Below are 13,320 nucleotides of genomic sequence, written 5' to 3'. Positions count from 1 at the left end.
GTTTATTTATAATAAATTAAGAGAAATAAAAAACACAAAATAGTTTTTTCTGTGCTTTTTTCTTATCTTATTCATCTAAGTCAATTGTGGCTAAATCGTTAATTAATTTATCTCTATCTACTAGTTTAGGATTTTCCTTTAATTCTTTTTCCTTTTGAATTAAAAACATTATTTTTTCTTTGTTAGCATCTTTTTTCTTATCGAAATTACATAATGCTGAAATCGCCAATAAAAAGGCGATAATTGCATTAATAAAAGCGATTGAAACGAAAATTCAAAGCGGAATAATTTGATTATTTTTAACAATTGCATAAGCCGATAAAAGTCCATTAAATGCGCTCGCTAAAATTAAAAAAATACTAACCGCTAAAAATACGGATTTAGATATAAAATATTTTTTCTTTAATTCTTTAATTGTTTTTTCTGCTTTTAAAATTTCTTGAGAATTATCTTTCACTATTTTATATCCTTTCTAGAATATTTGATATCTAAAATTTCAGAAACTTTTTCAAAAAGAATAATATCTTTCGTTTCTTCATTATTATATTTTCCTTCACCATTTGTATAAAAAATCTTTTCAAGCTGAATTAAATTGTTAACTTTTTGATTTCTAATTCATTTTTTTCTAATTACAAATAATGCTAATAAACCATTAATTATAGCAATAGCTATTCCTATTCATAAGGTAAAAACAGGTCATTGATCAACCGCTTTTCCGCTATCATCTAATCTAACAAATAAATTTGCAAAACCAGAAAATTCAGAAAGTTTTGATGCGGCCAATTTAACTGTACCCATTATGGTTGAAAAGAAGGAAAAAAATAAAGCGAAAACACTGTTAATTCGATAAATGTGTTTATATATTTTAGCTTTTATTTCTGTTTTTCTTTCAATATATTTCATAAATTCTTGAGTGGAATTAAAAATTTTTGAATCATAAATCATTTTATTTTCCTCCTCTTAAAATAAATTTTTTAATCAATTGTCGTTTAGAAACATTTTTCTTTTTTAAATGTTCATCTAATATTGCTTGAAAATCTTTTTCAAACTCTTGAGAATCGTATTCTTTATCTTCTTTTAGTTTATAAGTTATATATGAAATTTTTCTCATTGCTTTTTTATAACTTTTATATTTCATAACCTCTTTGTAAACTGATAAAAATAAGTTAAATATAAAAGTTAAAACAATCGATGATGCTAAAACAACTGTAAGTCCTAATTCATCTAAAAATGATTTTCTTTCTTCAGATGGGATATTATTAAATCTATTTGTTTCGATAATTACAACCGTTAAAGCTAAAGCGATTATTACCAAATTTAATATAGTTAAAGTTCATTGGATAATTTTATCAGAAACAGAAGAAATCAACATCTCTCTTGCTAACTTCTTTCTTTTAGTTTCCATATAATTAATTAATTTTTCATCTGTTTTTTTCAAAATTCCTCCGTTTTTTAATTATACTATTATTTTAAATTATGAAAATGATAAAATGTATAAGAGTTTATACTCAAAAAAATAATTAGGGGTGATCGTGGATCTTTTATCACAACTTAAATTAACTTTATCTAATCAAGGACTTTGAGGTGCTATTATAGCCTCAATCGGAATCATTGCATTAGGTTATGGTTTAACAAAATTTAAATTATTAAAACAAGAAGGAAAGGGTATTATAAATCAAATAGTATTGCTAATTGCGCTACCTGCATTAGCATTTAGTGGATTTATGAATACTATTACAATCGATTCATTAATCGAACAAAGTATAATTTTAGCAATTTCATTTGCATTTTATATTTTGTTAAATGCAATAGCTCTTTTATGAGTTAAGTTCGGGACAGTTGCTCTTGCGAAAACTAAACTAGCAAAGAAAATTGGGGGAGAAAATGTAACTGAATCAAAAGCACTAGTTATTTGAATGATGCTTATTTTTGGTTCAACAACATTTTTTGGTCAACCAATAATTCAAGCAGTTTATGGTAATACAGGAATTTTAGCAGCTAATATTTGAAATATTCCTTACAGAATTTTCTTATATTCATTATGTTTTATGTTAATGGCAAGATTAAAATTTAATAAAGAAAACTTTACTAAATCAATAAAAACTGCTTTATTAAATCCAATCGTTATTGCAACTTTTTTAGGATTGATTTTCTGATTAAGTCAATTAATTCCAGGTGGAACATGAAAAGTAAATGAAACTAAATATGTTGGATGATTCGAATTGAAGACAACATTACCTGCAATTCATAAAATTTTCCAAACTTTAGGTTCTTTAGCTTCACCATTAATTTGAATTACAATTGGTATGACACTAGCTGCAACACCATTAAAACAAGCTGTTTCTAGTGTTCAAGTTTGACTATTTTGTTTTGCTAAATTAATAGTAATTCCTGCGATTATGTTTTTAGTAATGTTACCTTTTGTAAAATATGGAAAAGTAACACCAGGTGTGGCTGGAGCGATGGTTATTTATGCAGCAGTTCCACCAGCAACTGTTGTTATTGCTTATTCAATGAAATACAAAATGCAAGAAACATATTCTGCTCAATGTTCAGCTCTTTCAACGCTTTTAGCAATTATAATAATGCCAATTTGAATTTTAATTTGTGGAGCAGCATTTTAATATGAAAAAAATAAAAGTTATTTGTTTTGGTGTAAGAAAAGTTGAAGAACCAATCTTTCATAAATTTAATAAATATGGATATGAATTAGAATTACGTTCAAACGCTTTAACAGAGGAAACTGTCGATTCAGTAAAAGGATTTGATGCAATAATAACAAGAGCTAGTGATAAAGTTACAGCTGCTGTTGTTGAAAAAGTTAATTCATTTGGAATTAAATATCTTTTAACAAGAACCGTTGGAACAGACCATTTAGATTTAAAAAGAATGAAAGAATTGGATATTAAATCAGCAAGAGTTCCTTCATATTCTCCAACTGCAATTTCTGAATTAGCTTTTTCTATGGCATTAATGCTTAACAGAAAAACATTGCATTTTGCTGATAAAGGAAAAAATAACGATTTTACAGTAGATGCATTTGGATTTGCTAGAGAATTTAAAAACACAACAGTTGGAGTTATAGGTACAGGAAAAATCGGATATTGAACAGCTCATTTTTTTAAATCTGTTGGTGCAAAAGTTTATGGATATGATATTTATCCAAATGAAAAAGCGAAAGAAGTTTTAGAGTACACTGACTTAGATAATCTACTAGCAAAATCTGATATCATTTCCTTCCATATTCCATATATTAAAGGTCAAAATGACAAAATGATTAATAAAGAATTCATTGAAAAAATGAAAGATAATTCTATTTTAATCAACACCGCAAGAGGGCAAATTCAAGATGAAGAAGCGTTATTATGAGCTTTAGAAACAAATAAATTAAGTGCTATAGCAACCGATGTTTTCAACAAAGAATCTGAAATATTTTTTAAAAAACATGAAAGCAAAGTTCCAAATAGCACCGTTGCAAAATTAATGGAATATTATCCTCGTTTTGTTGTAACTCCTCATATCGGTTCTTATACTGATGAAGCAGTCGCTAATATGGTCGAAACTTCTTTTGATAATTTAAATGATTTTTTAACAACAAATGATTCTAAAAATAAAGTTTAAAATAAATTTAAGAAAAAAATATACTCGATATAAATAAAAAATAGAACACATTTTACTGTGGTCTATTTTTTATTTATTTTGATGTCTGTATTAATTTAATTTTGCTTTTTTTGCATTAAAAATAAAAGCGCTTTTTCATGAAATATTTTCATTTGTTTCTCTTAAAATTTTTTTATATTTTAAAACTTTTATTTTATTAACAATATTATATTTATTAAATTTAAATTTAAACGAAATTAAAAAGATATAAAAGAAATAACTTAAATATAAAACCGCTGGAATTAAAAATGAAAATGTAATTAATGCATATGGTCATTGAGTCAAAATTCCCAGTGTATTAATTCCGTCTTTTCCTAAATAAAGTCAGTTTGCATTTAAAGAAATTTTTAATTTGGCATTATCGGTATTTTCAGCAACAGCATTTAATATTCAATTTAAAAAGAATGTTAATATTCCAATTATAAAAAGAAAAATTAATCCTCTAGTTAATGAATAAAGTGTTAATTGTGCTTTTTTCCCGTAAACAATATGGGTAAACACAGGCATAAAAATAACAAATCCATGAGATAGGGCAAAATCTCACATTTCCCTTGTATCATATCCTACATTCATACCTGCCCGCTCGTATTCTCTAGTTCCTGGAACAAATGAATTATATATTCTATCTCCTTTAATAAATTCTTCAACAATTCCTATGTTAGCAAAAGCAAATCCAACAATACCGCCTAAAATTGCTAATATACTAAAATATTTAACTAAATATCCTCTTTTAAATATATATAAAAATGAAAGCAGAAAAATAAAAAATCTACACATATGTAACGGTAATAATTCTCATTTTCAAGGATAATCACTTATAATCAAAATAATTATTCTATAAAAACAGAAGAATAAAGCGATAGATCCGATTACAATAAAAATTTGTTCAACAGTCAATTTGTTAAATAGAAATTTTGTTTTATTTTTTTGATTAAAATAATTATTTATTTTTTCACGATAAATTCATAAAATCAATACTGAAAATAATACTAATGCAAAAAATAAATAGAAAATAATCTTCGATTCTTCAAAACTGGCAACATTTCTTCGTCAGGTGAAAAAAGTCATCCACTCCTCCTTTATTATTATTTTATATATAATTATAAAAAATTTTTTAAATAATTGTAAAAAAAGTTTATAATTAAATAGCCATCGAAATAGAAACCTTGTAACCTGGTCAGGACAGAAATGAAGCAGCCACATCGAGAAGTGCTATGTTCGGTGGTTTTTTATTTATTTTTATAATTAGTTAATTAAAATTATCATATAAATATTTTTAATTTTATTTTATATGATAATAATATAGAAAGGAAAAAGTATGGAGGAAAAAATGCTTTTTTATTCAAAAAACATAAATTATGAAAAAGATATAGATTTATCTGCAACTTTATCAAGTAAAAATAAAAAACAAATAAATAAAATAGAAAGTAATTTGAATAACAACATAAAATTTTTAATTGATAAAATATTAAAAAAATTTTATAAAGGTACATATGTTTAAAAAATATTTAAAATCCTTTTTTGAAAATAATGAACTGAAAGTAGAACAATATCATTTAATTAATTTTTCTAAAATAAAATTTACTAAATGAATTTATTTACCAATATTTGGTTCTTTTATATTTTGTTTTATTTTTTGAAACTTCTTTTTGGTTAAAATAAAAGAAAACAAAAAAATAGCATTTAAAATTAATCAAATAGTTATTTCAATATTAATGCCAACTTTTATAATTTTTATTTTTTTCATATTATTTATTACAATAACGTTTTTAATCAGTTTAAATCAAATAATTATTTTATCCGTTTCTATTGTTTTGTTACTTTTAAATTTATTAGCATATTTGATGTATTTGCTTTTTTTAAAAGAAATGAAATTAATTAATAAAAAATATAAAAGTAATTTAGAATTTAATTATCAAGATGAAGAAATAAAAATAATAATAAATAGAATTAAAAACAAAAAAAGTAGTAAAATTTCTATTGATTTTTTTGACAAAAACGCTGATAAATATAATGAAGTTGATGAAAACATTGACTTTTTCAATGATAATAAAGGATTTATTTTAATTCAACAAATAGTTACTGTTTTTTGAATATTTAATTATTCTGTTTTTTGTTCTCTATTAATACAAAAAACAAAAGATTTTTTATCAAATAAAATAGTTAAAAAAATCGATGCTATTTTGTTGATCAATACAATAATTACATGAATGATATGAATTCTATTTTTGTTTTTCTTAGTAATAATCAATGTTGAATCACTAAACTTTTTGGAAAATTATACATATAAATATAATTTACAATCATTTAATGCATTATATATCGCTTTATTTTTTGTATTTTTTGCTTTATTTTCAATTTTAAGAGGATTAGTCATTAAAAAAGTTGTTTTTAAAATAGTTTATGAAAATTTAAATATGAATGATAAAATGTAATAGTTTTAAATAATGAACTAAAATTATTGATAATCATCATAAGACAATATAAAGACTACTTAAATTTTAAGTAGTCCTTTTTATATATGAATTAATTTATCAAATTTTTACTTTATTTTCTTTTGGAATGTACATTTTATCATTTTCAGTAATTTCATATGTTTGTGCAAATAATTCGTTATTTGCTAAAACAACATTTGCTCTAATTTTAGTTGGAGAGTGAACGTCAGTTTCCAATTGTCTTTTAGCTGCACCTTCACGATAAATGGATCTTCAAATGGTTGCTCAACTTTTAAATAATTCTTCTGGATTAAAGTCTTTTTCCATTTTTGCAGCTTCTAATGCACATTCAAAACCACCTAAATCTGCAATATTTTCTGATACAGTTAATTTTCCATTAACCTTTCCAAATTCTGTTTCTCTTTGATCGTATAATTTAATAACTGCTTCTGTTCTTTTTAAAAATTCGCTTTTATCTTTTTCTGTTCATCAATTATTTAATTGTCCGTTTTCGTCGAATTGCGAACCATTGTTGTCAAAAGCATGTGATATTTCATGAGCAATAACTGCTCCAATACCTCCATAATTAGCTGATGAACAACGATCGTATTTATAAAAAGGGAAATTTAAAATTGCCGCTGGAAATACCATTTGATTTTTTATTGGATGATAGTAAGCATTTATTTGTGCAGGCGACATTGATCAATATCTTTTATCTTCATCTTTATGATAAAGAGAAATTTTATATTTAGAAATTTCTTCACTAAATTTCAGAGCGTTAGTAAATAAATTTCCTCCTTGTTCGTATCCCAAAACTTTGAATTTATTATAATAAGGTCTGATTATTTCTGGATAACCAATCATAAATTTTAATTTTGAAATTTTTGCAATTGCTTTTTCTATTGTTTCTTTTGATAGTCAATCGTTTTCAGAAAGTCTTTTTGTATAAACTTTAACCATATTTTCAATCATATGCTCAATATTTTTTTTAGAATTTTCTCCAAAATATTCTTTAGCATAAAACATTCCTAAAGGCATTGAAAAAAATGTGTTAGTTTTATCATAAGCAAAATCTTCTAATGTTCTGGTTTTTTCAATCGAAGTCACTGCTTTTGAAAACTTGTTAGCAACTTCTCTAATTTGTTCGGTTAAAAAAGTTGTTGTTGATAAAAGATTTTTTACAAATAGTAAATCTTTATATTTTTCAAAATTTTCTTCGCTAAAAATTAAATCAAAATTTTTAAAAAATCTTTCATTCAATATTGAAACTTCAGTTACTTCTTGACCTACAAATCTATCAATAATTTCTAAAAAATTAAAGTTTTTAGAATATTTGTTAACTTCATTTCTTTGTTTTAAATTATATAAAGAAACATAGTCAGCCGCCTCTTCAGGAGTTAATACATAGTTTTTATATAACTCGTCGAATTGAATTGAGTTTTGAATAATTTTTTCACTTTCTTGTTCGTTTTTTCCATAACTTAAAAGTAATTCTTTAACCATATTTTTTCATACAGTTAATAATCTTTCTTTTTCTTCTTGATTTTCATATGTTTTTGTTGAAGGTAATATTGTTGAATCTTCTGAAATCCAAACAATTCTTCTTTCGCTATTTGCAAAATCTTCATCTATAGATAATGAAAAAGGTAAAAAGTTGTAGTTAATTCAAAAATCTTTATTAGCATTTTGGATTTGGCTAAAATTTTTTAAATTTTCAATTTTAGATAAAAAGTTTCTTACTGGTTCTCATCCTAGTTCGTCTCTTTTTTTTGTATTTAAAATCATCGAATAAAATTTTACATATTCGTGAATTAACGGATCGTTAGGTATTGAAGAATTGTCTTGGTGTCACTTAGAAACAAGACCTTTTAATAATTTTTCTAGTTCCAAATCCATCTCAACAAACGAACCAATAGAAGATCTATCGTCAGGTATTTTTGCAGTTTTTAATCACTGCTCGTTAATATATTCATAAAAATCGTCTTTAATTTTTTTATTCATTTTTTCTCCTTATTTATGATATTTTATATTGTTTTTAATTGAAAAAGCACGATATATTTGTTCAACTAAAAATATTCTAAATAGTTGATGCGGAAATGTCATTTTTGAAAAGCAAATTTTGTTTTCAAATTTAGTTTCATCAACACCGTTAGAACCTCCAATAACAAATGTGATATTACTTTTGTCAAAAAAAGAGACAAATTCCTGAGAATTATATTGCTTGCCACTTAATGAACAAAGTATTACATAATTGTTTTTTGGAATACTTTCTAATATTTTTTCTGTTTCTTTTTGAATTTTTAAATTAATATTAGTTTCATTTATTTCCTTAATTTCAATTATATTAATTTTTGAAAAAAAAGTAATTTTTTTTATATATTCTTCAAGTAAATTTAGATATTTAAATTGTAAATTACCTACTGCTACAATTGTTATTTTCATTTTTATTTTCTTCTTGTATTTAAATAAAACATCAACATTTGAATATCAGAAGGGTTAATTCCGCTAATTCTTGATGCTTGTCCAATGGTTGTTGGTTTTACTTTTTTTAATTTATCTCTTGCTTCGCTTGCTAAATTTTCAATTTCATTATAATTTAAATTTTCAGGTAATTTTAGTTTCTCTAGTCTGATCATTTTTTGAGCTTCATTAATTTGTTTTTGAATATACCCTTCCAAGCGGGTAGTCACCATAACTTCATAACCATATTCAAAATCATTAATAATATCATTATAATCGACATCAGGTCTTGAAATTAGTTGCAATTTTGATTGTCCATTTAATGCATTATATTTAATTCCTATATCGCTTTTAGCAGAAACAAAATCATTTTTTAATTCTTCAATTTTTTGTGTAATTTTTAAATATTTTTCTTTTATTTTTAAATATTCGCTTTCACTAATCATCTGTGATTTATAAGCATATTCTGCCATTCGAATATCAGCGTTATCATTTCTTAATAATAAACGATATTCAGCTCTTGAAGTTAGCATTCTATATGGCTCTTGTGTTCCTTTTGTGACTAAATCATCAATTAAAACGCCTATATATCCTTCACTTCTTAAAATTTCAATTGGTTCTTGTTTTTTTAAAAATTGAGCAGCATTTATTCCGGCGATTAACCCTTGTCCCGCCGCTTCCTCATATCCGCTAGTTCCGTTTATTTGTCCAGCTAAAAATAAACCAGAAAGGATTTTAGATTCCAAACTCTTTTTAAGTTGTAAAGGATTGATGGCATCATATTCAATAGCATATGCTCATTTAGCAACTCTTGCATTTTTTAATCCCGGAATCGATTTAATCATTTGTATTTGAACATCTACAGGCATCGAAGTTGATAATCCGTTTATATACATTAAATCACCTTTTGCTGTTTCTGGTTCAAAAAATATTTGATGTCTTTCTTTGTCTTTAAATCTTACTATTTTATCTTCAACAGAAGGGCAATATCTAGGACCTATTCCATCTATCAATCCTGAATACATACTGGATTTATCTAAATTTTCTAAAATTATTTTATGCGTTTCTTTAGTTGTGTATGTTAAATAACAGTGAATTTGTTTATCTAATATTTTTTTAGATTTAAAACTAAAGTTTAATAATTTGTTTTCCAATATTTCTTCGTCAACTTCAGAAAAGTCGATTGAATCAGTTCAAATCCTAGGTGGTGTTCCTGTTTTTAATCTAATTATTTCAAAACCGTTTTCGTTTAAATAATTAGATAATTTTGATGATGTTTTTTGACCATCTGGTCCTGTTTTTTCAACAACATCTCCTCTTAAAACTCTAGAATCCATATAAGTTCCAGTTGTAATTATTATTGCATTTGCATAATAAATTTCCCCGTTTTCAAGCTCAACACCTTTTACAAAACCATTTTCATCAATTAATTTATCAACAATCGATTCTTTTATTGTTATAAAAGGATTTTTTTGAACTGCATCTAGAACAATTTTAGAATATTTATCTTTATCTATTTGTGCTCTTATCGCTCTAACAGCAGGCCCTCTAGACTCGTTTAACATTTTAATTTGAATCATCGCTTGGTCAGCAAAAACACCTTGCATTCCACCTAATGCATCAATTTCTCTTGTTATAATTCCTTTAGCAGGTCCTCCTATCGAAGGGTTACAAGGCATTGAAGCTAATTTATTTTTATCCAAAGTAACTAATAAAACATTAAATTTTTGTTTAGCTAGAGCGAATGTCGCTTCAATTCCAGCGTGTCCTCCACCAACTACGATTGCATCATATTTTTTCATTTTCCTCTTTCTACCTTTTTGCTAATAAAAAAGAAAGAAGTTTTAAAACTTCTACCTTATTCCGCTGCTATTATATAATAAACTTCTTTATCAACTCAGACAACATCGCCTATTTTAATTTTAGAACCTCTTGATTCGCTTTTTTGACCATTGATAGTTACTTCGTGTCTTAAAAGAAAATTTTTAGCCTCTCCGCCAGAATCAATTATTTTTATTTTTTTTAAAAATTGACTTAATTTAATAAATTCACCAACTATTTCTACTTTCATTTTTCTCCCTATTGTCTATTAAGTTGTCCCTATTAACTGTTTGTTATTTGTATTGGAAGGAGAAATTATAAAAACTCTTTTAATGCTTTTATCAACAAACATATGAATTTTTCCTTCGAAAACCGATATTGCTTCTTTTAAATATTTGTGGTTCAAGGCAAAAAAAACTTCATGCTCTTTGCTTTGATATTTAAAATTTTTAGTTTTAACATTTATAGTTCCCATTTCTTCCTTATCACCAATCATACTAAACTCATTTTCATTAACTAATATTTTTAATTTGTAATGAAGATCACTAGAAATTGCCGTTGCTTTTGAAATGAGATCTATTAAATCTTTTTTTTCTATATCAATTTTATAAATTAAATCTTGCAAACTAGGAAAAACATTTGATAAATCTTTATAAGGGAAATCTAAAACTTTACATTGTATTCTGGTATTTTCAATTTTTGTTTCTAACTTATTATTGTCAACATAAATTTCTATATCACCATGATAATCAGAAGGTATAAAATCTTTAAAGTTTTTTGCCACTATAGATATATTGAATTCAGCATCAGAAGCAATTGAAATGGTTTCAACTGCAATTCTATATCTATCGGTAGCGGAAATTGTTAATTGCCCGTTTTTCGCTACTAAATTTAAACAATTAAAAACCATCTCAACACTATCGCTAGTTGCAGCGAAACTGGTGTTTTTAACCGCATTGCGCAAATTATCGGAATTTACTATAATTTTTGAACCAAAAAATTCAAAATTAATTAGTGGATATTCTTCATTATCCATAACATTTAATTTATAAACATCATCATCATTTTTTATTGAAAGATTTTTATCTTTTAGTTCAAATTCTAATATTCCTGATGTTTTTTTAATTATATTTTTCATTAAATAATAATTAACTAAAACAACTCCTGGTTCAACAATTTGTTGTATATTATCTTTTTCTATAAAACCTTTAATAGATAGTTCTCCATCGCTTCCGGTTAAATATAAGCCTTCTTGTTTTAATTCAATGTAAATACCTCTTAAAGAGTTAAGAAAATTTATAGAATTAATAGCTGTACCAACTCTATCAAATTCTTTTTCAAAAATCTTTTTACTAATTATAAACTTCATTTATCTTTTCCTTTATTTTTATTTATTATTATATTTTATTTATTTAAATTATTATTATTAAATGTTGTTAATTTTGTTATTAATTGTTTTTTTATGCGAAAAATCACACTTTTAATCGTTTTAAATTCATTTTAAATTATGTTGCTTTTTGTATTTTATTTTTTATATTGATGATTGCGTTTTTAATATCAGGAGCAACTTTTTTTTCATTTTCAACTTTTTTATAAGAAGCTAAAATGGTTGAGTGATTTTTTCCACCAAGAATCATTCCGATTTTTTCATAAGAGTATGAAAGCATATCTCTCAGCATCAATACACACATATTTCTAGCTACAACAATTTCTTTTTTTCTGCTTTTTCCAACAATTTCATTCACTTTTATTTTATAATAATTAGCAACACAATTAACAATTCTGTCGCTTGTTATTTCACTTTTAGAAAAACTAGCATCTCTAAAAATGTTATTAACAACAATTTCGGTAAATTTAATATTTTTCTGACTACCCGATGAGAAAAATTTAATTTTATTTATAGCACCTTCCAATTCTCTGATTGATTTATAAAAGTTTCTAACAATAAAATTAAATGCTTCGCTCTCTCATGTTTCTATATTTAATTTTTGTTGTTGAATCTTAAATTTTAAAATTTTTAACAAATCATCATTAGTTGGAGATTTTATTTCTAATACCAAACCACCTTGAAAACGTGTTATAAACCTTTCTTCAAATCCTCCCAATTCTTCTGGTTTTTTATCTGCGCAAATTATTATTTGTTTATTTTTTTGATTCAAAGTGTTAATAACATTAAAAAGAATTCCTAGAGTCTTATTTCTATTTGCGAGCATTTGAATGTCATCAATTAACAAAACATCAACACTGTTTAAAAATGAAATCAAATTATTTACTTGCTCTACATCTTTTTCCTTAAGATTCATAGCAATTTCATTAGTAAAAAAATCAGGATTTAAGTAATAAACGATTTTGTTTTGTTTTTTTAATTCGTTGCCTAAAGCGTGTAAAAAATGAGTTTTCCCCATTCCTGAATTGGAATGAATAAATATTGGATTGAATTCGATTTCTTCACCGTTTAAAATTGATTTTGATGCTCTTAACACATCTTTATTAAACGAACCTTGAATTCAATTATCAAAATTAAATTTAGAAACCAAATTAGATTTAAACGCTTTTTTTGTGTCAATATTTTTTTCAGATTTTATAGCATTTTTTTGTTCTTTTTTTTGATTTTTGGTCAAAATTTTAATTGACATATTTTTATTAAAAAGTGATTTTATCGATTCTTTTACAACATCCATATAATCGTTTTCTAACATTTGTTGAGTTAATTCATTGTCAGTAACTAAGTAAATTTCATCATCTGAAAAAGAATCGATTTTTAAATTCGAAAAAAAGGATGAAAAAAGAATTGTGTCCTTGATTTTTTGTTCGAAAAAGATGTTCATTTTTTTATTTATTGTTGGTAAATCTTTATTAAGTGAATTGTCGCTTTTATTCATAATATTAAATAATAAATGAAAATTTAAAAAACAGAATATAAAAATCTTTTATAACATATAAA

General features: G+C 24.6%; 14 protein-coding genes and 1 other RNA gene. 5 read left to right on the top strand and 10 right to left on the bottom strand.

Annotation, left to right across the window (positions count from 1 at the left end; all coding sequences use genetic code 4):
* Positions 1–67 precede the first annotated feature (67 nt).
* Genes QEG99_RS00075 through QEG99_RS00065 form a run of 3 tightly spaced genes read right to left on the bottom strand, consistent with a single transcriptional unit; the run spans position 68 to position 1,438 of the window.
* Positions 68–457 (bottom strand): DUF4231 domain-containing protein, encoded by a 390-nt coding sequence (locus QEG99_RS00075; RefSeq protein ID WP_280101972.1) that lies wholly within the window; start codon positions 455–457, stop codon positions 68–70.
* Positions 457–945 (bottom strand): DUF4231 domain-containing protein, encoded by a 489-nt coding sequence (locus tag QEG99_RS00070; protein WP_280101971.1) that lies wholly within the window; start codon positions 943–945, stop codon positions 457–459. Before QEG99_RS00070 ends, QEG99_RS00075 begins: the two co-directional genes overlap by 1 nt.
* Position 946: 1 nt before the next feature.
* Positions 947–1,438 carry a hypothetical protein gene (locus tag QEG99_RS00065; protein ID WP_280101970.1) on the bottom strand — a complete coding sequence of 164 codons (492 nt, stop codon included), beginning with the start codon at positions 1,436–1,438 and terminating at the stop codon, positions 947–949.
* Positions 1,439–1,532: 94 nt separating this feature from the next.
* Here QEG99_RS00065 and QEG99_RS00060 point away from each other — a divergent pair, with 94 nt between their 5' ends.
* Entirely contained in the window at positions 1,533–2,624 is a 1,092-nt protein-coding gene (locus QEG99_RS00060; protein ID WP_280101969.1) for an AEC family transporter, read from the top strand.
* Between the two features lie 10 nt (positions 2,625–2,634).
* Positions 2,635–3,621 carry an NAD(P)-dependent oxidoreductase gene (locus tag QEG99_RS00055; protein WP_280102355.1) on the top strand — a complete coding sequence of 329 codons (987 nt, stop codon included), beginning with the start codon at positions 2,635–2,637 and terminating at the stop codon, positions 3,619–3,621.
* Between the two features lie 90 nt (positions 3,622–3,711).
* Here the strand turns inward: QEG99_RS00055 and QEG99_RS00050 are convergent, their stop codons facing one another.
* A complete protein-coding gene (locus tag QEG99_RS00050) occupies positions 3,712–4,728 on the bottom strand; it encodes a TMEM164 family acyltransferase (RefSeq protein WP_280101968.1) in 1,017 nt (338 codons plus the stop codon).
* A gap of 73 nt (positions 4,729–4,801) precedes the next feature.
* Here QEG99_RS00050 and ffs point away from each other — a divergent pair.
* The 3 genes from ffs (at position 4,802) to QEG99_RS00035 (ending at position 6,095) form a co-directional block, all read left to right on the top strand.
* Positions 4,802–4,898: signal recognition particle sRNA small type (ffs, locus tag QEG99_RS00045), an RNA gene on the top strand.
* A gap of 80 nt (positions 4,899–4,978) precedes the next feature.
* Entirely contained in the window at positions 4,979–5,161 is a 183-nt protein-coding gene (locus tag QEG99_RS00040; protein ID WP_280101967.1) for a hypothetical protein, read from the top strand.
* Complete coding sequence (locus tag QEG99_RS00035) at positions 5,154–6,095, top strand: hypothetical protein (RefSeq protein WP_280101966.1); 942 nt, start codon at positions 5,154–5,156, stop codon at positions 6,093–6,095. The genes QEG99_RS00040 and QEG99_RS00035 overlap by 8 nt, the downstream gene beginning before the upstream one ends.
* A 96-nt stretch (positions 6,096–6,191) precedes the next feature.
* Here the strand turns inward: QEG99_RS00035 and QEG99_RS00030 are convergent, their stop codons facing one another.
* The 6 genes from QEG99_RS00030 to dnaA form a co-directional block, all read right to left on the bottom strand.
* A complete protein-coding gene (locus tag QEG99_RS00030; protein WP_280101965.1) occupies positions 6,192–8,096 on the bottom strand; it encodes a M13 family metallopeptidase in 1,905 nt (634 codons plus the stop codon).
* Positions 8,097–8,105: 9 nt separating this feature from the next.
* On the bottom strand, positions 8,106–8,537 hold the full coding sequence (locus QEG99_RS00025) for a 23S rRNA (pseudouridine(1915)-N(3))-methyltransferase RlmH (RefSeq protein ID WP_280101964.1): 432 nt from the start codon (positions 8,535–8,537) through the stop codon (positions 8,106–8,108).
* Positions 8,538–8,539: 2 nt separating this feature from the next.
* A complete protein-coding gene (gene mnmG, locus QEG99_RS00020) occupies positions 8,540–10,357 on the bottom strand; it encodes a tRNA uridine-5-carboxymethylaminomethyl(34) synthesis enzyme MnmG (protein WP_280101963.1) in 1,818 nt (605 codons plus the stop codon).
* 56 nt (positions 10,358–10,413) lie between these two features.
* Positions 10,414–10,626 (bottom strand): RNA-binding S4 domain-containing protein, encoded by a 213-nt coding sequence (locus tag QEG99_RS00015; RefSeq protein ID WP_280101962.1) that lies wholly within the window; start codon positions 10,624–10,626, stop codon positions 10,414–10,416.
* A gap of 18 nt (positions 10,627–10,644) precedes the next feature.
* Positions 10,645–11,745 carry a DNA polymerase III subunit beta gene (gene dnaN / locus QEG99_RS00010; protein WP_280101961.1) on the bottom strand — a complete coding sequence of 367 codons (1,101 nt, stop codon included), beginning with the start codon at positions 11,743–11,745 and terminating at the stop codon, positions 10,645–10,647.
* 136 nt (positions 11,746–11,881) lie between these two features.
* Positions 11,882–13,258: a chromosomal replication initiator protein DnaA gene (gene dnaA / locus QEG99_RS00005; RefSeq protein ID WP_280101960.1), complete on the bottom strand. Its 1,377-nt coding sequence runs from the start codon at positions 13,256–13,258 to the stop codon at positions 11,882–11,884.
* Positions 13,259–13,320: the final 62 nt, after the last annotated feature.

The sequence above is a fragment of the Mesomycoplasma lagogenitalium genome (assembly GCF_029854295.1).
GTDB lineage: Bacteria > Bacillota_I > Bacilli_A > Mycoplasmatales > Metamycoplasmataceae > Mesomycoplasma_A > Mesomycoplasma_A lagogenitalium.
The sequence above is the reverse complement of the archived record's forward strand: the minus strand, read 5'-3'. Positions and strand labels throughout refer to the sequence as shown.